The following is a 19,061-nucleotide window of genomic DNA, read 5'->3' as shown; positions in this document are numbered from 1 at the left end:
CATATTCCGTTTGGAATCAGTGCTCTTGACGACAACGCGAATGCGGCTCATAAATCTATACATAAGGTAGCGCCAGGATGATTTGCTCTCCGCGTTCAGAACCTGATTTTTGAAATATCCGGAATACCATGGCCACGATTCATTTCGATGACCGGCGTTCCACTGCAGACCGATCTAAAAGATCTCGATTCGCAGTCGAATGGCCCACTATTGCGCTTGCTGTCTTCATTTATTCCACTTGGTTGCTGCTCACCTACTTCTGGGCATCAATCCCCTACGTCGTGCTCTTCATTGCCGGGGGCTGGACCATTGCCTGGCATGGTTCGCTGCAGCATGAAGTTCTACACGGGCATCCGACCCGCTTTCGGCGCATCAACGACGCGGTCGGCTGGCCGCCGATTGCGCTGTGGCTGCCCTATGCGCTCTATAAGCGGGCGCATCTGAAGCATCACAACGACGAATGGCTGACCGATCCGATTGAAGATCCCGAGTCCTATTATCTGACCGGCGACGCCTGGGCGCGCACCGGCGCGCTCGGGCGGCTCATCGTCAGCGTCGACAGCACGCTGGCCGGCCGCCTGATCATCGGGCCGTTCGTGTCGCTGGCGACATTCCTTGGGCATGAAGTCATGCATATGGTGCGTGGCGATTTCCGCAATCTCAGGATCTGGCTGGCCCATATTACCGGCTCGGCAATCGTGTTGACCTGGGTGCTGTGGATCAGCGCCATGCCGCTTTGGATCTACCTCACGGCCTTCGTATATGCCGGTATCGCATTCTCGCGGCTGCGCTCCTTCGCCGAGCACCAATATGCCGGAGCCAAGGAGGAGCGGACGGCGATTGTCGAGAACACGCCGGCATTCGGCCTTCTCTTCCTGCACAACAACCTGCATATCGTCCACCACTCACGGCCGCAGGTGCCGTGGTACAAGATTCCCAAGCTCTACCGCGATAACCGGCCGGCTTTCATCGAGTTGAATGGTGGACTTGTCTACAATGGATATCTTGAAGTGGCCCGGCGCTTCGGCTTCCGCAAGCACCACGAACCGATCCACCCGCATCATCCGGAAACCGCGACGGGAACGGATGTTCCCGAATTGCGGGGCGATCAGGCGATGATCGGATAATTGAGTGCGGCCGCCTCGATGCCGAGGCGGTCCAGCCGCCGGTAATCGTCCTCACTGAGGACTTCCACCCCTCTGAGACCCAGGGCTTTGGTTGCATCGGCCAGGGCGGGATCGGCGATGGCGTCCTTCAGCGCATTGCGTAGCGCGTCGACCTCGGCATCGCTGGCCGAAAGCCGGGTGATGAAGGGTAAGCCGGGTCCGCTCGGCGTTTCCCCTATGATTCTAACGCCCTTCAGCATGTCGGGCGCATGCCGGTCGAGCATGCCCCAGGAGACTGTGTCGATGGAGGCAATGTCGGCCTCGCCCGCGGCAACAGCCGCGATCGATGGCAGATGGCCGCCAGTGATCTTCACGCTTGAAAAGAACGGCTTGCCGCCGGCAAGCGGCGCCAGTGCCGCGCGGAAGAGATTGGAGCCGGAATTGGACATGTGGTCGTTGACCGCAGCCACCGACCCTCTGAAGGATTCGAGATTCTTGCCGGTATTTGTCTCGCTGGCGATCAGGAAACTCGTCCGTTCGGTACCTGCGCCACCGGCAAAGTCATAGACGGGCGTTGCCACCAGCCTGACTTTTCCAGTCAGCATCTTGATATAGGGATAGCCGCATGTCTGTGCCAGCACGAGATCCGGCTGCAACCAGATCCCGTCATGGCTTATCTGCCGGTCGAGCGCATCCGGCGCATCGACGCCGGCTGCGCGCAGCCGCTCCCGAACGCCCACCCACAATTGATCGTTGGCGGCCCTGACGGGCTCCAGCATATCGTACATTGCAAGGCTGGCTCGGGACATCGGCGGCTTATCCGAAAAATCGCTTACTCGTTGATCAGTCTGCGAAGAAGCTCGATCTCGTGCGACAGCTTCTGGTCACCCGAAATCAACTCCTCGATCTTGCGCACTGCATGCAGCACCGTGGTGTGATCGCGTCCACCAAAACGGCGGCCGATCTCTGGAAACGACCGCGGCGTCATCGTCTTGGACAGATACATAGCGATCTGGCGTGGCTTGACGATTACGCGGGTACGGCGGTTGGAGACCAGTTCCTGCCGCGACACATTGTAGTGGCGGGCTACGACGCGCTGAATGTCCTCGATTCGCACGCGCTTGGGTTCACCAGCGCCGACCAGATGGGCGAGAAGCTCATCAACCCGCTCAATGGAAAGATCGGGTTCGAAGGACTTCCGGAACATCAGCTGGTTGAACGCACCCTCGAGCTCGCGGCCCGATGCGGTGATGTTGGTCGCCACATGCTCGAGAATCACATCGGGAATTTCCAGCGAGGTGTCTTCATGACGTGCCTGGGCGAGCCTGAGCTTGAGCATTTCAAGGCGCATGTCGAAATCAGGGGCGTCCATTTCGATGGCGACGCCGCCCTGAAGGCGCGAGCGGACGCGCGGATCGAGTGATTCCAGCTCCCAGGGTGCACGGTCGGCTGCGACGACAACCTGCTTGGCGCTGTCGAGAAGCATGTTCAGGAGATGGCAGAATTCGTTCTGGATCAGCTTGCCCTGAAGGAACTGCATGTCGTCAATGACGAGGATGTCGATGTTGCGCAGCGATTCCTTCAGCGTCAGCGCGTCGTTGTCGCGGATCGCTGTGGCGAAGCGCCACATGAAGTACTCAGCCGTCAGATAGACGACACGCGGGTTGCGCGGGTTTGACAGTGCTGCTGCGGCAATCGCCTGCAGAAGGTGCGTCTTGCCCAGGCCAACGCTCGAATGGATGAACAGCGGGTTGAAGCGGACTGCGCCTGCGCCGGATTCGGCGATCGTCCGGGCGGCGGCGAGCGCCACGCGGTTCGACGGGCCTTCGACGAAGCTGGCAAACGTGTAGCGGCTGTCCAGAGGCGAGCCAAAAAGGGTCGATGGTGCCGAGGCTCTCTGCTGAGGCTGCTGAGCGGGCTGCGTTGCGGGTGCAAACAGCGATGCCGCTGACTTCTTCGGCTGGCTCGTAACGTGGCTATCGGCGACGGGTGCATCTTCCATGGCGCCAGGGCGGGTCGGCCGCGTTGCGCTGCGCACCAGGATTTCGACCTTGAGAATGTTGGCGTCTTCTTCCTGCAGAAGGCCGGTCATCATGTCGAGATAGCGGTTGTTGATCCAGGACTTGAGGAATGTGGTCGGCACCGAAAGCCGGACCACGCTCTTGGAGTTCGAATGCATCTTCAGCCGGCCAAACCAGCTGGCGAAGACTTCCGGCCCCACTTTCGCCTTGAGGCGGGCGCTGAAGCGCTCGAACAAGGCATCGTGCTTCATACCGGTGTCTCTCATATCCATCGCGTTTTCGCTTGTTGCCGCGAACTGCGCATTGTCCTTGCCCGGAAACGCGTCTTTATCTGCTGTTGTCATATGCATGTCGCCGCCTTTAGCACATCTTTTTCTTTAGCCCGACGATATCATTCGCCGAACCCATTCACGCTCTACCGATCCGGAATTTGGAACGTCCTCTCCACGCACGCATCAACGCACGTATCTGAAAAGGGCCTCGTCGTCCCATCGTCCGGTTTAACGCTTGCCTACGTTTATTTTTGCGGATGCGTCAATTGTCCCCTGACGATCCGTTCATTTCCCCTAGCCCCGTCATGCTTCCCGCCAAGACCTGCAACAGGAGACAAAAGCTCCGCTTGGGCGCTTGAGGCGTCCATGTGCATCTCTCGCAATCGGGATGAAAGAAATCGAAGATTTTGTTTCGATTACAGTGGTTTGAATCACACCCCGTTCTAGTCTTTTGGCTAGACTCGGGTGGCGTCCGCCCCTTCCCTGTGGAAATCATTTAGGCAAGATTGCGGGGCAAGATCAATGGGCTTTTTTACGCAATCTTAAGAGAAAGGCATTGACAATCCAGACGTGATTTAATCCGCGAGCCCTTCCAAAAAAGAATCGCTTGGAAATCAACGGGATTCGATTTTTTGCCGTTTCTGGCAGCCGTTCCAGCAGAAAAATAAAAAATTTACTTGACTCATATTTGAGCCGAACTTCCGTAAGGTTACCCCGGTGATCAAATGGAGACCTTCCGTAAATGACTGAATATTAACGATATTATTTGTCACACAATTTTAGTCAAATCTAAAAAACTTGAGGGGATCAACATGTTATTGAATAAAACGCAAAAAAGCCCGGCTCGAAAGCCAGGCTTTTTCAAAAAATACTGTAATTTGTTTTAGGCGCCGATCGAATTCACTCGATTAGCGAGTCGCGATACCTTGCGGGACGCAGTATTGCGATGAAGAACACCCTTGGTTGCTGCGCGCTGCAATTCAGGCTGCGCTGCCTTCAGGGCTGCTTCTGCTGCTGACTTGTCGCCGGAAGCAATGGCTTCTTCAACCTTGCGGATGAAGCTGCGCATGCGCGAGCGACGTGCCTTGTTTACCTCGGTGCGGGCGGCGATCTTACGGGTCGCTTTTTTCGCCGAATTCGTATTGGCCATGTATGCCTCTCTCTATCGATCCTGTCCAACATGCCCTCAAGCCGCTGCCCTTCCGGCGGGCGGCCTCAATGCCGGGCAATGAGGGGGCAATCAGAAAAGTCCGTTGCTACGGCTTCTCTTAATCTGAAGGCGGCGTATATCCCCAAACCCGTGGGACGTCAATCAGTCCCGCAAAAGAATCTGAGGTTGCGCTGTTCGGATGCCTAAAGGTTCCGAAAGGCGGGCTTACGCTTTTCGACGAAGGCCGCCATGCCTTCCTTCTGGTCCTCCGTGGCAAATAGCGCATGAAACAGTCGCCGTTCGAAACGTACGCCCTCTGCCAGTGTCGTCTCGAGCGCGCGGTTGACGCTCTCCTTGGTCATCAATACGGCCGGCCTCGAAAAGCCTGCGATCTTGGCTGCCGCAGCCAGCGCTTCCTCCAGCAGTTTGTCGACCGGGACGATGCGAGAGACCAGTCCGGCCCGTTCGGCCTCGACAGCGTCCATCATGCGTCCGGTTAGCGCCATGTCCATCGCCTTGGATTTGCCGACGGCGCGTGTGAGCCGCTGCGAGCCGCCCATGCCCGGCATGATGCCGAGCGTGATCTCGGGCTGTCCGAATTTTGCATTGTCCGCTGCGATGATGAAGTCGCACATCATTGCCAGCTCGCAGCCGCCGCCGAGCGCGAAACCGGAAACGGCCGCGATCATCGGCTTGCGCGATGCAGCGATTCTGTCCCAGCCGGCCATCAGGTCGCCGAGATAGGCGTCGGTGAAGGACAGGTCCTTCATCTCCTTGATGTCGGCGCCTGCCGCGAAGGCCTTTTCGGACCCGGTAAGCACAATGGCGCCGATCGCATCATCTTCATGGAAACGGGCCAGCGCCTCTTCCATCTCATGCATGAGGATGCTGTTGAGTGCGTTGAGCGCATGCGGGCGGTTCAATGTGATGAGCCCGACGGCGCCGCGTTTTTCGATGATCAGTGTTTCGTAGGCCATCCTGGTTCCTCTATTTCTGGCAGGCGGGGCAGAAGAAGGTCGAGCGCCCCGACTGTGTGATGCGATGAATGGTTCCTGGGCAGCCCGGCGTGACGCAAGGCTCTTCCTGGCGATCATAGACCCGGAACCGGTGCTGGAAGTAGCCGAGCGAGCCGTCGGTCTGGATATGGTCGCGCAGGGAGGAGCCACCGGCTTCGATGGCTTCGGCGATTACCATACGAATGTCTTCGGTCAGCTGTTCGAGTGATTTCTGCGGCTTGCCATTTGCCCGGACCAGTGAGCCTGCCGCCCTCTCCGGAGAAAGATGGGCGCGATGCAGCGCCTCGCAAACATAGATGTTGCCGAGGCCGGCGATGATCTTCTGGTCGAGAAGCGCGCTTTTCAACGGCTGTTTGCGCGATGCAAAACGCTGGGCGAGGTAATCGGCCGACAGGAAGTTGCCGGTTGGCTCGGGTCCCAGTCCCGCAAAGGCGGGATAGGCGTCAAGGCCGGACGTGGGCGCCAGATGCATGAAGCCGAAGCGGCGCGGGTCGTTGTAGATGATGCGGGCTGGAGCTTCGGCCCGGGTCAGTTCGAAGACGACGTGATCGTGCGCCTGGTCTTTCGATCTCTGTTGATGGAAGGCGCCCGGTGTCCCCTCGTTGCTCTCGGCTTGGATCCGGAAGGAGCCGGACATGCCGAGGTGGGAGATAATCGTCAAATCGCCTTCGAGGTTGATCAGCAGGTATTTGGCCCGGCGGGAAAGGGCTTCGACGGTGCGTCCCTCCACCTGCTCGACGAACCCGTCGGGAAAGGCAAAGCGCAGGTCGGGACGGTTCAACACCAGCCTGCCAATTCGTGCGCCTTCCATATAGGGAGCAAGGCCGCGACGAACAGTTTCCACCTCGGGCAGTTCGGGCATGGTGCAAAGGCTTCCGTCAATTGATCCGCGACGGCAGCGTTATAGGCTTGCCTGCATGTCCATGGCAACCGGGCCGTTGCCGGCAAGCGCCTCACCTTGGCGTGCTTTCTGATAGGCGACCCGCAAACGCCGCTGAAATCGCTATTCACGGAGCAAAACGCCGCATCTTTTTGCTTGCCCGCTCTATGGAATCCTGACAAGCGATCCGTTATTGTCGCGCCGCATATAAGAAGAGTGGAGTAACGGTCATGACCACAGCACGCACCAATGCCGAAGGCGGGATGGAAACATCCTACGGGTTTCGAGATGTCGGCGCGGGCGAGAAGCAGACGCTGGTCAATGACGTGTTTCACAAGGTGGCCAAGCGCTACGACATCATGAACGACCTGATGTCGGCCGGCATGCACCGCGCTTGGAAGGATGCTATGATCTCGGCGCTCAATCCGAGAAAGAGCGCCGACTACAAGGTGCTCGACGTCGCGGGCGGCACGGGCGATATCGCTTTCCGGATCGTGGAAGCCTCTGGCCGCTTGGCGCATGCGACCGTGCTCGATATCAACGGTTCGATGCTGGGCGTCGGCGCCGAGCGTGCTGCCAAGAAGGGCCTGACGCCGAACCTGACCTTCGTGGAAGCCAGCGCTGAAGAGCTGCCATTTCCCGATGGAACTTTCGATGCCTACACCATTTCTTTCGGCATCCGCAATGTGCCACGCATCGATGTGGCGCTTTCAGAAGCATACCGCGTGCTCAAGCGCGGCGGCCGGTTGCTGGTGCTGGAATTCTCCGAGGTCGAGATGCCGCTGCTCGATCGCTTTTACGAAGCCTGGTCGTTCAATGCGATACCGAAGATCGGCAGGGCTATCACTGGCGAGGCCGAACCATATCAGTATCTGGTCGAATCGATCCGCAAGTTCCCCAATCAGCGCGATTTTGCCGACATGATCAGCAAGGCCGGCTTCTCGCGAGCTTCCTATACCAACTTCACCGGTGGTATCGCCGCGCTGCATTCCGGCTGGAAGCTCTGATCCCATGAGTACAGCTGCCGCCTATCTGCGCCTGGTCAAACTCGGCTGGGTTCTCGTGCGTGAGGGGGTTGTTTCCGCCCTGCCTGCGAACGATCTGCCGCCGTTGCTGCGTTTCGGTCATTCCGTTGCGGGTCTGTTTGCCCGCAATCGCAACAGCGCCCAATCCGACAATCTCGCTCGTGCAGTCGAGCGGCTTGGCCCGTCCTATGTGAAGATCGGTCAGTTCCTCGCCACCCGCCCCGATGTGGTGGGGGTGGATTTTGCCGCCGACCTGTCACTGCTTCAGGACCAGATGCCGACCTTTCCGAAGGCAGTGGCAACAGCCCAGATCGAGGCCTCACTCGGCCGGAAGATCGATGCGCTCTACACAGAATTCGGCGATCCGGTCGCCGCCGCCTCCATCGCGCAGGTCCATCCGGCTATCGTAACGCGAGATGGCAAGCCTGTGAAGGTTGCCGTCAAGGTCATCCGGCCCGGCGTCCGAGAGCGTTTTGCCAAGGATCTTGAGACCAACTACGTTCTGGCCCATCTTCAGGAGCGGTTCTATCCTCCTGCGCGACGCCTGAAGCCGATCGAAGTGACCAAGACGCTAGAGCAGACCACCAAGGTGGAGATGGATCTCCGGTTGGAGGCCGCAGCCCTTTCGGAACTCGGTGAAAATACGTCGGGTGACGTGGGCTTCCGCGTTCCAACGGTAGATTGGGAGCGCACCGGCCGCGACGTCGTGACCATGGAGTGGATCGACGGCGTCAAGATGTCCGACATCGACGGGCTCAAGGCTGCCGGCCACGATCTCAACACGCTCGCCGAACGTCTGATGCAGGCTTTCCTCAAGCATACCCTGCGCGATGGCTTCTTCCACGCCGACATGCATCAGGGCAATCTGTTCGTCGACCCGCAGGGCATGGTCGTTGCGGTCGACATGGGCATCGTCGGCCGTCTCGGCAAGAAGGAGCGTCGTTTCCTGGCCGAGATCCTGTTCGGCTTCATCACCCGCGATTACCAGCGGGTGGCGGACGTGCATTTCGAGGCGGGTTATGTGCCGGGCCATCACGATCACGCCTCCTTCGCCCAGGCGATCCGGGCGATCGGAGAGCCGATCCATGGCCAGCCGGCCGATACGATTTCGATGGCCAAGCTGTTGACGCTGCTGTTCGAAGTCACCGAACTGTTCGACATGGAAACGCGTCCCGAACTGATCATGCTGCAGAAGACCATGGTCGTCGTCGAAGGCGTGGCACGTTCGCTCAATCCGCATTTCAATATGTGGAAAGCCTCCGAGCCGGTCGTCGGTGCCTGGATTCGTGACAACCTCGGCCCCAAGCGGATCGCTTCCGATATGCGCGATGGCCTGAAGGCTGCGTTCCGTCTTGCCGAAGCGATTCCGGAGATCGCTCTGAAGACCGAGCGATTTGCCCAGGAAGTCATGAATATGGGCGAGAAGGGCTTGCGTTTCGATGCGGAAACGGCCGAAGCGATCGGCCGATCCGAGGCACGCCATTCCCGGTCGGGGCGTCTGGCGCTCTGGGTCATTGCCGCGGCCCTCGTCTATATTGGCTGGAAGCTGTCGAGCATCTGACGATTCGGCTGGATGTTTTCGACGGTTGCGGCATGATACTCCCAGCTGCCTTTGGTGGAGACGGGAACATGTCCGATATTGCGATGCTGCTTGGCCGATGCCTGCTATCGGCAATTTTCATCCAGGCCGGAATATCCGAGTTGATGAATTTTTCAGGCACGGTCGACTACTTCGCATCCGTTGGCGTGCTTTGGCCGTCGGTGACGATCTGGTTGGTCGCTGCATTGGAGATTTTTGGCGGGATCGCGATCCTCGCCGGCTACTGCATCCGGATCGCGGCGTTGCTGCTCGCCGTATTTGCGGTCGCCGCAGCGTCTATCGGGCATTCCGACTGGACTGACATCATGCATTTCCAGGCATTCATGAAGGACGTGGCGATTGCCGGCGGCCTGCTCTACGTTGCGGCTAACGGCGCCGGAATTCTGTCGCTCGATGAGATGCGGAAATAGGTGTCAAAGCACGCGCCCCGCAACCTTCAGGTGCTCCCGGATGGTGTTGACCATGATGGATAGCGATAGGGTGGGAGCCGCATCCGCGCGCATCGTCAGGCCGACGGCACCACGCGTTTCCGAACTGTCGATATCGAGAAGAGCGATGCGCCCCGACTGGATTTCGGGGAAGACCACGCCGCGCGAGATGATCCAGACAGCGTCATGGCGCTCGACGAACGCGCGACCAAAACTGTCCGAAACCGTCTCGATCGTGTTGGAGAGGTCGGCGATGCCGTTTGTGAGCAGGAACCGGTCGACGAATGGCCGGATCACGGAACCCTGGGTGGGCATCAATACGATATAGTGGGCAAGTTCGCTCAGCGAGAAATTTCGTCGTGAGAGGAGAGGGTGGCCGGCACGCACCGCAAAGCCGATTTCCTCGGAATAGAGCGGTTCGAACTGCAGCCCCGTCATCCGCTCGGGCGCGGCGAGCCGCCCCACCACCAGATCGAGGTCGCCAAGCCTGAGCGCGTCCAGCAGCCAGCGGTTTTCGCCGGTGACGATGGTCACAAGGCTGCCCGTACCCGCCTTGAGGAAGTCGACCATGACGTCAGGCAGGAAGGTCGCCGATGCAGTCGGCAGCGCGCCGATGCGCAGCGGCGGGCCCATCGAGTTGCGTGCCTGGGCGATGGAATCGACCCCGCGCTTGACCGCGCCGATGCTCTCGCCGGCATGGCGCAGGAATACTTCGCCGAAACGACTGATACGGATGCCGCGCCCTTCCTTTTCGAACAGATCGACGCCAAGATAGTCTTCCAGTTCGCGGATGGTCCGCGTGACAGCGGGCTGCGTCAGCGCCAGCGCCTCCGCTGCCCGCCCGACGCTCTTTTGTCGGGCAACTTCGATAAAGGTCTGCAGGTGGCGAAACTTGATCCGACCGTCCAAAATTCATATCCGTTCTGGTATGTAATACGACGAAAGTATCATTATAACCAACGAAAATCATCTAGTATCTGTCATGCACCAGGAGACACCCAATGGCATTCGCTGACATCAACGGCATTACGCTGCACTATGAATATCTCACCGAATACGAGGACGAGCCGGTCGTGGTGTTTTCCAATTCGCTGGGAACGGATTTCCGGATCTGGCTGCCGCTGATCGACGAGCTCACGGACAACTGGTCGATCCTCGTCTACGACAAGCGCGGCCACGGCCTTTCGGATGTCGGCACGGCCCCCTACACGATCGAGGACCACGCGGACGATCTCATTGGACTGACAGCCCATCTCGGTATCAAGAAGGCGATCTTCGTCGGCCTGTCTGTCGGCGGCCTGATCGTCCAGAGCGTCTATGCCAAAAAGCCCGGGCTGGTCCAAAAGATCGTACTTTGCGACACCGCCCACAAGATCGGGACGGCCGACATGTGGAATGGCCGTATCGAGACTGCGAGAACCGCAGGCATTGGCTCGATGGCGGATGCCATTCTCGAACGCTGGTTCACCAAGGATTTCCGCGATCAGCGCAAGGCCGACCTTTCCGGCTATCGCAACATGCTGACACGCCAGTCGGTGGAAGGCTATGCCGGTACCTGCGCTGCAATCCGCGACGCCGATTTCACCGAGGCGGCGAGGAAAATCAAGGTCCCGACCCTTTGCATCGTTGGCGATCAGGACGGGTCGACACCTCCGGACGTGGTGCGGGCGACGGCGGATCTGATATCCGGTGCGGATTTCGAGATCATCGAAAATGCCGGTCACATTCCCTGTGTCGAGCAACCTGCCGCGTTGGCTGAATTGCTGGCCGACTTCATCAACGAGGACTGACATGAGCGACGCTTCCTCCAGCCGCTTCCAGCAGGGCATGCAGACCCGCCGCAAGGTGCTGGGGGACGCTCATGTCGACAGGGCGCAAGCCAGCAAGTCGGCATTTGACGAGCCCTTCCAGGCATTGATCACCGAAGCGGCCTGGGGCCATGTTTGGTCCCGGCCGGATTGGTCGCTGCGGGAACGCTCTATTGTCACCATCGCGCTGCTTGCCGCCCTCGGACACGACGAGGAGGTGGCGATGCACGTGCGGGCGACCGCCAACACCGGTGCGACGCCGGAGGATCTGCGGGAAGCGATGCTGCACGTGGCCATCTATGCCGGCGTGCCGACCGCCAATCATGCGATCAAGATCGTCAAGCAGACGCTTGCTGAAATGGAAGCCGCCGGTGCCGTGGAGGACGCGCAATGAAGAACACCTTGCCCGAGACGGGCGCATTTTACGCGCGCGACCGCGCCTGGCAGCCGCCGGCGCTGACGCCGCTGTACAAGACCTCGGTGACACGTTCGCCGCAACGCGCCATGCTGTCGCTGGATGGCACCAAGACCGAGATCACCGGACCGGTCTTCGGCCACAATATTCTCGGCGAACTCGACAACGATCTGATCCGAAACTATGCGCGCCCCGGCGAAATGCCGATTGGCCAGCGCATTCTCGTGCACGGCCGCGTGCTCGATGAGCGCGGCAAGGGTGTCGGCGGTGCTCTGGTGGAGTTCTGGCAGGCCAATGCCGGTGGCCGCTACCGTCACAAGAAGGAAATGTATCTGGCGGCTGTCGATCCGAATTTTGGCGGGGTGGGTCGCACGATTACCGACGAGGACGGCTATTATTGGTTCAAGACCATCAAGCCCGGTCCGTATCCCTGGATGAACTGGGTCAATGACTGGCGTCCGGCCCATATCCATTTTTCGGTCTTCGGCCACGGCTTTGCCCAACGGCTGATCACCCAGATGTATTTCGAGGGCGACCCGCTGATCTGGAAGTGTCCGATCGTCAAGACCATTCCGGACGAGGCCGCAATCCGGCAGTTGATCGCGCCGCTGGACATGAATGCGACCATTCCCATGGATATGCGCGCCTACAAGTTCGACATCGTGCTGCGCGGCCGCCGCTCGACCTTTTTCGAGAATCGCAAGGAGGGGAACTGACCATGGTTCAGTCTCTCGGTTACCTTAAGGAAACCGCATCGCAGACGGCCGGCCCTTATGTGCATATCGGCTGCACCCCGAATTTCTGCGGCATCGAAGGGGTTTTCCCAACCGATCTCGGGTCAGGTCCCCTCTATAACGACAAGACGAAGGGAGAACGCATCAAGGTGCGAGGCTTCGTCTATGACGGCACCGGCACTGCGCTGAAGGACGCCATGGTCGAGATCTGGCAGGCGGATGCCGATGGCTTCTACAACAGCCCGTCGGAGACGCGTGGCAAGGCCGACCCCAATTTCTTCGGCTGGGGGCGTCAGCCCGGCGATATGGCCACGGGCGAGTTTTGCTTCGATACGATCAAGCCGGGCCGGGTGCCGTTCCGCGACAGCGATCCGCGCCCGATGGCGCCGCATATCCTGTTCTGGATCGTGGCGCGCGGCATCAACATCGGCCTGCAGACGCGGATGTATTTTTCCGATGAAGAAACAGCCAATGCCGAGGACCCGATTCTGTCGCGCATCGAGCATCAGGTTCGTGTGCCCACGCTGATCGGCAAGCGCCAAGGCGACACATACCGCTTCGACATCCATCTTCAGGGGCCTGACGAAACCATCTTCTTCGATATCTGAAGGAACCAGAAACTGCAGTCAGCGCGGGGCGGCCATCCACTCCGCGCAATCACAACGGAAAACACGAGGTCCCGACATGGCCAAGATAGTGACGCTGAAGGAGGCCGTGGCGAACAATCTCCACGATGGCGATACCGCCGCCTTCGAAGGCTTTACCCACCTGATACCACATGCTGCCGCCCATGAGGCAATCCGTCAGGGATTCAAGGATCTGACCCTGATCCGCATGACGCCGGACGGCATCTACGACCAGATGATCGGGCTTGGCATGGTCCGGAAGGTGATCTTCTCCTATGCCGGAAATCCGGGCGTGGGACTTCTCCGTCGCTTCCGCGATGCAGTCGAAAATCACTATCCGCATAAGCTCGAGATCGAAGAGCACAGCCACGCGGCCATGGCCAATGCCTATGAGGCGGGCGCCGCCGGGCTGCCTTGTGCCATCTTTCGGGGCTATCTCGGTGCCGAACTTGCGCGCGTCAATCCGAACATCCGCTCTGTGACATGCCCGTTTACCGGCGAGAAGCTGGCGGCTGTGCCTTCGGTCCGCCCGGATGTGACGTTCATCCATGCGCAAAAAGCCAACAAGAAGGGCGACGTGCTGGTGGAAGGCATCATTGGTATTCAGAAGGAGGCCGTGCTGGCGGCGAAGCGGTCCGTCGTGACAGTCGAAGAAATCGTCGACGATTTCGACGATGTCAGCGTCAATGCCTGCATCATTCCCTCCTGGACGATCACCAACATTGCGGTCGTGCCAGGTGGCGCCCATCCGTCCTATGCCCAGGGCTATTATGCCAGGGACAATGCCTCCTATCTCGAATGGGACGTTATTGCAGCCGACCGCGAGGTCTTCCGCACGTGGATGCAGGAACACGTCTTGGATGCCACACCGGAAGACTTTGCCAAGCGCGTCGAGCATCTGAGGGCATCCAAATGAGCCAGAGTTTCACCCCCAACGAAATCATGACAATCGCCGCTGCACGCGCGCTTTCGAACTCCGATGTCTGCTTCGTCGGCATAGGTGCGCCGTCCGCCGCCTGCAACGTCGCGCGCTTGACGCACGCTCCTGATATCACGCTGATCTACGAATCCGGCACCATCGGCACCGCGCCCACCGTGCTTCCCCTGTCCATCGGCGATGGCGAGCTTTGCGAAACGTCCGTGACGACGGTTTCCGTGCCGGAAATGTTCCGCTACTGGCTGCAGGGCGGCCGCGTCACCATTGGCTTTCTTGGCGCTGCCCAGCTCGACAAGTTCGGCAATATCAACACCACCGTCATCGGCGACTACGACAAGCCGAAGACGCGGCTGCCAGGTGGTGGCGGCGCGCCGGAGATCGCCTCGTCCTGCGGCGAGATCTACATCACGCTGGCGCAGTCGACCCGCAGCATGGTCGAGAAGATCGATTTCGTCACATCTTTTGGTCATGGGGAGGGCGGCGACCACAGAGCCCGGCTCGGTATCACCACCAAGGGGCCGACTTTGCTGATCACCGACCTTGCCATCTGGAAGCCCGATCCGGTAACGAAGGAATTCACCGTCGTCGCGCTGCATCCTGGCGTGACCCGGGAGAAGGTGCAGGAAACCTGCGGCTGGAAGGTGAAGTTCGCCGAGACGGTCGAGGTGACGCCCGCACCGGACGCGCTCGAACTGACAACATTGCGGGACCTCAAGGCCCGCACCGATGCGGCCCATAAAGGCACTGAGCAGGCCGGGGCCAAGAGAGGATCGAAAGATGGCTGACGCCTATATCTGCGCCTATATCAGGACCCCGATCGGCCGCTTCGGCGGCTCGCTTTCCGCAGTTCGCACCGACGATCTCGGCGCGATCCCGCTGAAGGCGTTGATGGCGGCGCACAGCTCGGTCGATTTCGACGCGGTGGAAGAAGTCATATTCGGCTGTGCAAATCAGGCCGGCGAGGACAATCGCAACGTTGCCCGTATGTCGAGCCTGTTGGCCGGCCTACCGGTTTCGGTGCCGGGTACGACGATGAACCGCCTCTGCGGTTCGGGCATGGATGCGGTGATTGCAGCGGCCCGCGCCATCAAGGCGGGTGAAGCCGAGCTGATGATCGCCGGCGGCGTCGAAAGCATGAGCCGCGCCCCGTTCGTTCTGCCGAAAGCCGAGAGCGCATTCTCGCGCTCGATGGAAATCCATGACACCACCATCGGCTGGCGCTTCATCAATCCGCTGATGAAAAAGCAGTACGGCGTCGATTCGATGCCGGAAACGGCCGAAAACGTCGCCGACGACTATGGGGTCAACCGCGAGGACCAGGATCAGTTCGCCGTTCGCTCGCAGGCCAAGGCATCGGCCGCGCAGGCCAATGGCCGCCTTGCCAAGGAAATCACGCCGGTCACCATTCCGCAGCGCAAGGGCGATCCGGTCGTTGTCGACCGCGACGAACATCCCCGCGCAACCAACATGGAAGCGCTCGCCAAGCTCAGGCCGATCGTTCGCGCCGATGGTACAGTTACCGCGGGCAATGCGTCAGGTGTCAACGATGGCGCCGCAGCCCTGATCATCGCTTCCGAAGCGGCTGCAAAAAAGCACGGCCTGACGCCAATCGCCCGCATCCTCGGTGGTGCAACCGCTGGCGTTGCCCCGCGCATCATGGGCATCGGACCTGCGCCGGCCACACAGAACCTGCTGGCTCGTCTCGGACTCACGCAGGAGCAGCTCGACGTTATCGAACTCAACGAAGCCTTCGCCAGCCAGGGTCTTGCGACGCTGCGTCAACTCGGCATTGCCGACGACGACGCGCGCGTCAACCGCAATGGTGGTGCCATTGCGCTCGGTCATCCCCTTGGCATGTCCGGTGCGCGCATCGCCGGCACTGCGGCGCTGGAACTCGGCGAAGTGGGCGGGAAATATGCCGTCGCCACCATGTGCATCGGCGTCGGTCAGGGCATCGCCATAGCGCTAGAGCGGGTCTGACATGAGCGGGCTGCTGGCCGATTTCCTTGATCCCCTTCTCACCGATCCGGTCGTCGCGGACCTGATCGGCACGAAGGTCGAACTTCAGGCGATGCTGAGCTACGAGGTGGCGCTCGCCGAGGCAGAAGCCGAGTGGGGGATTATAAGCAAGGAAGCCGCAGCCCATATCGTCAAGTCAGCAAGGAGCTTTGCACCCGATCTGGTCCGTCTGTCAGTTGCGACGCTGAGGGATGGCGTCGTGGTTACCGACTTTGTCAAGCAGCTCAAGGTGCATGTCGGGCCTCCCTGCGCCGATTGGGTGCATTTCGGTGCCACCAGCCAGGACGTTACCGACACGGTGCTGGCAATGAAGCTGCGCGGCGTGCTCGATCTGTTCGACCAGCGCCTCGTGGCTTTGTTGGGCGCGCTGGATCGACTGGCCACCGAGTTCGGCGCAACCGAGCTTATGGGGCGGACACGAATGCAGGCGGCGATCCCGATCACGGTCGGCGATCGCCTCGCCGTATGGCGTGGCCTTGTTGAACGCGGCCATGTCGCACTTGGTCCCGTCCGCGCGCATATGCTGGTCGTGTCGCTGGCCGGGCCTGCTGGTACGTCCGAGAGGTTTGGAAGCAAAATCAATGATATCAGGCATTCATTAGCCGGCTGTCTAAAGCTGGGGGTGCCGGATTATGTTCCGCACGCGGCCCGCGATCGCATCGCCGCATTGGGCAATTGGCTGAGCCAGGTGACGGGCGCGCTCGGCAAGATCGGCCAGGATATCGCGCTGATGGCGCAGAACGAACTCGGCGAGATGGCGCTCGAGGGCGGCGGCACTTCCTCGGCCATGGCCCACAAGCAGAACCCGGTGCGCGCCGAGGTGCTGGTTGCGCTGGCTCGCTTCAATGCGGTTCAGGTTTCGGGGCTTCATCAGGCGCTGGTGCACGAGCAGGAGCGCTCGGGAGCCGCCTGGACACTGGAGTGGCTGGTTCTGCCGCAGATGCTGAATGCGACGGGCATCGCGCTTGTTCATGCCGATGCGTTGCTCGGCTCGATCCGGCGAATGGGAAAGTAGGCGGGTTTACACAAACGCTTTCAGGTGCTTGCTGAGCTCACGCTGAATGCCGCTATTGTCCCAGTATTCGTTGTGGCTGAAGGGGTTCCAGCCGGTAAAGAGATTGCCGACACTGACCTTTACGTCCTTGACGAGAGCGCCGTAGGCGGGGCTTAGCTCGGTGAGCGGATAGCCGAGCACGTCGTCCTTGTCGTAGTAGTTCTCCCAGATGAAATCCTTGTGCGGCTTGTTGATGGGGATGCGCTCCTCTTCCTTCAATCCCGTGATGAAGACCGGTATGTTGCAGCCGGTGGTGAAGAGCAGCCTGAGGTTCTGCAGCTTCTGGAATTTGAGGCGCCCATCATTCGCCGCGTTCTTCTCCGCGTCCTTCCAGTAGCCGTATGTCTTGTCTTCCTTGTTGGCGTCCCAGATGTAGTTCGAGATCACCTCGCAGCCCAGCGAATGGGCAATGACGACAACCGGCAGCGAGGTGCCGCCGAGATCGTCATAGATCTGGCCCAGCGTGGTGAAGATGTGGTCCTGTGTCAGGTAGTAGGGGCCACCGGGCGTGCCACGGGAATATTCGAGACTTCCGGCATCGGCAAAACCGTTGATCATCAGCTTGCGCAACTGCCCCCACGAAACCCTGCTCTTAGTGGCATTGTAATACTGGTATTCGTTCGGCTGCAGGAAGGTCTGGTAGTAGATCGATCGATGCTCCACGGCATCCCAATCGTCGGTCAGCTTTTCGCGCATGGCTTCGACAATGTCGTTTGCATAGCCCGGCTCGGTATCGCCCATGCCATGAATGGTAAGGAATACAACTTTCTTTGCCATGAGCGCCTCCCTTTGCAAGAGACAATCATGACACGTGGCATTGCATTGATACAATCAAATAGATCTTCTGCCCAAATTTGGAACTGGTGGGCTTTGGGCCGAACAACGTGCCTCAGCCGAGCCTTGTCACGTGATTGTCCCAACTGACGGCTGACTTCTCTTTATCGAACCAGCCGTTTTCCGTCGACCGCACGAACAACGATTTCTCCGTGGCCAGGCCGCAGACTCCCGGGATCTTCTCCTCATAGGCCAGCTTGCCGGTCTCGACATCGAAAGCCGCCCATTGCCCGCCCCTTGGAGAGGAAACGGCAACCAGTCCAGCCTGCCTGTTGACAGTCACCGAACCGATATAGTTGTCGAACCCGTCGAGGATGGGTTCGGGCATTTCGATGAAGCGCATATCTTCGCCGCGGCGGAAATGGCCGAGCAACTGGGGGCGCCGGTTACGTTCGCCCTCGAACTGGCAGCCGAACCAGACACGCCCCTTGCCATCGATATCCATATGGCGGGTGGAGAGCTGCCGCAGATCCATCGGCAAGTCATGCTTTTCCACGAGCTGGCCGTGTTCTAGGTCGATGATGACGAGCGACGGTTCCATGTGGTCGAGATTGAGCTTGGCACGCCCCAAATCCGGGTGCTGCTTGATGCCGCCGTTGGCGATAGCGAGGTAGCGTCCACCCTCGATCATCTGGATATCGTGCGTGTCCATGCCGTGCGCCGGAAACTCGCCGACCTTGGCGTAGTCCATGCCGACGTCGTAGACGCCGATCATGCCCTGGTAATTGTCGAAATCGTTCTCCGCGACATAGAGAATTTGACCATTGGCGGAAAAGGCGCCATGGCCAAAGAAATGCCGGTCTTCCACCGCTTCGATCAATTTGACCGGTTGGCCAGTCGCTGTGTCGAACACGAGCGCAAAAGTCCCCGGTCGCCGCGCAAATACGACCGCGCGGGTGGATTGAGGATCGCGGGTGACGTCGTGGCCGCGATCGGGCAGGGCTAAGCGCGCAATTTCTCGACCCGCTTCGCTGACCAGCGCCACCCCATAGCTTTCGTTCTCGCCCATGAAGGCGCTGGCGAACACCGCCTCTGTCCTGTCGAGCGCCTCGGCGCCACGCGGCAGCAGGCTTGCGGCGAACCCCGCGCCGGCGGCCTTGAGAAAGCTACGCTTGGAGATTTTCAGGTTGAGCATC

Annotated in this window: 20 protein-coding genes; 12 read left to right on the top strand and 8 right to left on the bottom strand. The window is 59.9% G+C overall.

Going from position 1 to position 19,061, the window contains the following annotated elements:
* Positions 1 to 128 precede the first annotated feature (128 nt).
* Positions 129 to 1,127, top strand: coding sequence for a fatty acid desaturase (locus tag JJB09_RS07080; RefSeq protein ID WP_201655223.1), 999 nt, complete (start codon positions 129 to 131; stop codon positions 1,125 to 1,127).
* On the opposite strand, the gene JJB09_RS07075 is transcribed toward JJB09_RS07080, so the two are convergent.
* From JJB09_RS07075 to mutM, 5 genes are all read right to left on the bottom strand, one after another.
* A complete protein-coding gene (locus JJB09_RS07075) occupies positions 1,109 to 1,915 on the bottom strand; it encodes a phosphate/phosphite/phosphonate ABC transporter substrate-binding protein (protein ID WP_201655220.1) in 807 nt (268 codons plus the stop codon). The genes JJB09_RS07080 and JJB09_RS07075 overlap by 19 nt on opposite strands.
* 23 nt (positions 1,916 to 1,938) lie before the next feature.
* A complete protein-coding gene (gene dnaA / locus JJB09_RS07070) occupies positions 1,939 to 3,378 on the bottom strand; it encodes a chromosomal replication initiator protein DnaA (protein WP_246748616.1) in 1,440 nt (479 codons plus the stop codon).
* A gap of 904 nt (positions 3,379 to 4,282) precedes the next feature.
* Positions 4,283 to 4,549: a 30S ribosomal protein S20 gene (gene rpsT / locus JJB09_RS07065; protein ID WP_201655214.1), complete on the bottom strand. Its 267-nt coding sequence runs from the start codon at positions 4,547 to 4,549 to the stop codon at positions 4,283 to 4,285.
* A gap of 203 nt (positions 4,550 to 4,752) precedes the next feature.
* Entirely contained in the window at positions 4,753 to 5,526 is a 774-nt protein-coding gene (locus tag JJB09_RS07060; protein WP_201655209.1) for an enoyl-CoA hydratase, read from the bottom strand.
* Positions 5,527 to 5,536: 10 nt separating this feature from the next.
* A complete protein-coding gene (gene mutM, locus JJB09_RS07055; RefSeq protein ID WP_201655206.1) occupies positions 5,537 to 6,427 on the bottom strand; it encodes a bifunctional DNA-formamidopyrimidine glycosylase/DNA-(apurinic or apyrimidinic site) lyase in 891 nt (296 codons plus the stop codon).
* A gap of 248 nt (positions 6,428 to 6,675) precedes the next feature.
* Between mutM and ubiE the strand changes: the two genes are divergently transcribed.
* From ubiE to JJB09_RS07040, 3 genes are all read left to right on the top strand, one after another.
* Positions 6,676 to 7,452: a bifunctional demethylmenaquinone methyltransferase/2-methoxy-6-polyprenyl-1,4-benzoquinol methylase UbiE gene (gene ubiE / locus JJB09_RS07050; protein WP_201655203.1), complete on the top strand. Its 777-nt coding sequence runs from the start codon at positions 6,676 to 6,678 to the stop codon at positions 7,450 to 7,452.
* Positions 7,453 to 7,456: 4 nt separating this feature from the next.
* Positions 7,457 to 9,031: a 2-polyprenylphenol 6-hydroxylase gene (gene ubiB / locus JJB09_RS07045; protein ID WP_201655200.1), complete on the top strand. Its 1,575-nt coding sequence runs from the start codon at positions 7,457 to 7,459 to the stop codon at positions 9,029 to 9,031.
* Between the two features lie 68 nt (positions 9,032 to 9,099).
* Positions 9,100 to 9,480, top strand: coding sequence for a DoxX family protein (locus JJB09_RS07040; protein WP_201655197.1), 381 nt, complete (start codon positions 9,100 to 9,102; stop codon positions 9,478 to 9,480).
* Positions 9,481 to 9,483: 3 nt separating this feature from the next.
* On the opposite strand, the gene pcaQ is transcribed toward JJB09_RS07040, so the two are convergent.
* Complete coding sequence (gene pcaQ / locus JJB09_RS07035) at positions 9,484 to 10,410, bottom strand: pca operon transcription factor PcaQ (protein ID WP_201655611.1); 927 nt, start codon at positions 10,408 to 10,410, stop codon at positions 9,484 to 9,486.
* Positions 10,411 to 10,499: 89 nt separating this feature from the next.
* Between pcaQ and pcaD the strand changes: the two genes are divergently transcribed.
* The 8 genes from pcaD (at position 10,500) to JJB09_RS06995 (ending at position 17,052) form a co-directional block, all read left to right on the top strand.
* Positions 10,500 to 11,288, top strand: coding sequence for a 3-oxoadipate enol-lactonase (pcaD, locus tag JJB09_RS07030; protein WP_201655194.1), 789 nt, complete (start codon positions 10,500 to 10,502; stop codon positions 11,286 to 11,288).
* A 1-nt stretch (position 11,289) separates the two neighbouring features.
* Positions 11,290 to 11,700: a 4-carboxymuconolactone decarboxylase gene (gene pcaC, locus JJB09_RS07025; RefSeq protein ID WP_201655191.1), complete on the top strand. Its 411-nt coding sequence runs from the start codon at positions 11,290 to 11,292 to the stop codon at positions 11,698 to 11,700.
* Positions 11,697 to 12,437, top strand: coding sequence for a protocatechuate 3,4-dioxygenase subunit beta (gene pcaH, locus JJB09_RS07020; RefSeq protein ID WP_201655188.1), 741 nt, complete (start codon positions 11,697 to 11,699; stop codon positions 12,435 to 12,437). The genes pcaC and pcaH overlap by 4 nt, the downstream gene beginning before the upstream one ends.
* Positions 12,438 to 12,439: 2 nt before the next feature.
* Positions 12,440 to 13,063: a protocatechuate 3,4-dioxygenase subunit alpha gene (gene pcaG, locus JJB09_RS07015; protein WP_201655186.1), complete on the top strand. Its 624-nt coding sequence runs from the start codon at positions 12,440 to 12,442 to the stop codon at positions 13,061 to 13,063.
* Positions 13,064 to 13,139: 76 nt separating this feature from the next.
* Entirely contained in the window at positions 13,140 to 13,997 is an 858-nt protein-coding gene (locus JJB09_RS07010) for a CoA transferase subunit A (protein WP_201655183.1), read from the top strand.
* Positions 13,994 to 14,803: a CoA-transferase subunit beta gene (locus JJB09_RS07005; protein WP_201655180.1), complete on the top strand. Its 810-nt coding sequence runs from the start codon at positions 13,994 to 13,996 to the stop codon at positions 14,801 to 14,803. Before JJB09_RS07010 ends, JJB09_RS07005 begins: the two co-directional genes overlap by 4 nt.
* Positions 14,796 to 15,998 carry a 3-oxoadipyl-CoA thiolase gene (gene pcaF / locus JJB09_RS07000; protein WP_201655177.1) on the top strand — a complete coding sequence of 401 codons (1,203 nt, stop codon included), beginning with the start codon at positions 14,796 to 14,798 and terminating at the stop codon, positions 15,996 to 15,998. The genes JJB09_RS07005 and pcaF overlap by 8 nt, the downstream gene beginning before the upstream one ends.
* Position 15,999: 1 nt before the next feature.
* Complete coding sequence (locus JJB09_RS06995; RefSeq protein ID WP_201655174.1) at positions 16,000 to 17,052, top strand: 3-carboxy-cis,cis-muconate cycloisomerase; 1,053 nt, start codon at positions 16,000 to 16,002, stop codon at positions 17,050 to 17,052.
* 6 nt (positions 17,053 to 17,058) lie between these two features.
* Here JJB09_RS06995 and JJB09_RS06990 read toward each other — a convergent pair whose 3' ends face one another.
* Positions 17,059 to 17,868 (bottom strand): hypothetical protein, encoded by an 810-nt coding sequence (locus tag JJB09_RS06990; protein ID WP_201655172.1) that lies wholly within the window; start codon positions 17,866 to 17,868, stop codon positions 17,059 to 17,061.
* Positions 17,869 to 17,980: 112 nt separating this feature from the next.
* Positions 17,981 to 19,060, bottom strand: a complete 1,080-nt coding sequence (locus JJB09_RS06985) for a DUF1513 domain-containing protein (protein ID WP_201655169.1) — start codon at positions 19,058 to 19,060, stop codon at positions 17,981 to 17,983.
* Between the last annotated feature and the right edge of the window lies 1 nt (position 19,061).

It is taken from the genome of Phytoamicus setariae (assembly GCF_016722925.1).
Lineage (GTDB): Bacteria > Pseudomonadota > Alphaproteobacteria > Rhizobiales > Rhizobiaceae > Rhizobium_E > Rhizobium_E setariae.
The sequence above is the reverse complement of the archived record's forward strand: the minus strand, read 5'-3'. Positions and strand labels throughout refer to the sequence as shown.

Excerpts from the sequence above, each read along its gene's own strand:
- JJB09_RS07005 (WP_201655180.1), top strand. The coding sequence starts at position 13,994 with ATGAGCCAGAGTTTCACCCCCAACGAAATCATGACAATCGCCGCTGCA.
- JJB09_RS07040 (WP_201655197.1), top strand. The coding sequence starts at position 9,100 with ATGTCCGATATTGCGATGCTGCTTGGCCGATGCCTGCTATCGGCAATT.
- pcaF (WP_201655177.1), top strand. The coding sequence starts at position 14,796 with ATGGCTGACGCCTATATCTGCGCCTATATCAGGACCCCGATCGGCCGC.
- mutM (WP_201655206.1), bottom strand. The coding sequence starts at position 6,427 with ATGCCCGAACTGCCCGAGGTGGAAACTGTTCGTCGCGGCCTTGCTCCC.
- JJB09_RS07060 (WP_201655209.1), bottom strand. The coding sequence starts at position 5,526 with ATGGCCTACGAAACACTGATCATCGAAAAACGCGGCGCCGTCGGGCTC.
- ubiB (WP_201655200.1), top strand. The coding sequence starts at position 7,457 with ATGAGTACAGCTGCCGCCTATCTGCGCCTGGTCAAACTCGGCTGGGTT.
- pcaG (WP_201655186.1), top strand. The coding sequence starts at position 12,440 with ATGGTTCAGTCTCTCGGTTACCTTAAGGAAACCGCATCGCAGACGGCC.
- JJB09_RS07080 (WP_201655223.1), top strand. The coding sequence starts at position 129 with ATGGCCACGATTCATTTCGATGACCGGCGTTCCACTGCAGACCGATCT.
- JJB09_RS06995 (WP_201655174.1), top strand. The coding sequence starts at position 16,000 with ATGAGCGGGCTGCTGGCCGATTTCCTTGATCCCCTTCTCACCGATCCG.
- pcaH (WP_201655188.1), top strand. The coding sequence starts at position 11,697 with ATGAAGAACACCTTGCCCGAGACGGGCGCATTTTACGCGCGCGACCGC.
- JJB09_RS07075 (WP_201655220.1), bottom strand. The coding sequence starts at position 1,915 with ATGTCCCGAGCCAGCCTTGCAATGTACGATATGCTGGAGCCCGTCAGG.
- JJB09_RS06990 (WP_201655172.1), bottom strand. The coding sequence starts at position 17,868 with ATGGCAAAGAAAGTTGTATTCCTTACCATTCATGGCATGGGCGATACC.
- dnaA (WP_246748616.1), bottom strand. The coding sequence starts at position 3,378 with ATGAAGCACGATGCCTTGTTCGAGCGCTTCAGCGCCCGCCTCAAGGCG.
- ubiE (WP_201655203.1), top strand. The coding sequence starts at position 6,676 with ATGACCACAGCACGCACCAATGCCGAAGGCGGGATGGAAACATCCTAC.
- pcaD (WP_201655194.1), top strand. The coding sequence starts at position 10,500 with ATGGCATTCGCTGACATCAACGGCATTACGCTGCACTATGAATATCTC.
- JJB09_RS06985 (WP_201655169.1), bottom strand. The coding sequence starts at position 19,060 with ATGCTCAACCTGAAAATCTCCAAGCGTAGCTTTCTCAAGGCCGCCGGC.
- pcaC (WP_201655191.1), top strand. The coding sequence starts at position 11,290 with ATGAGCGACGCTTCCTCCAGCCGCTTCCAGCAGGGCATGCAGACCCGC.
- rpsT (WP_201655214.1), bottom strand. The coding sequence starts at position 4,549 with ATGGCCAATACGAATTCGGCGAAAAAAGCGACCCGTAAGATCGCCGCC.
- JJB09_RS07010 (WP_201655183.1), top strand. The coding sequence starts at position 13,140 with ATGGCCAAGATAGTGACGCTGAAGGAGGCCGTGGCGAACAATCTCCAC.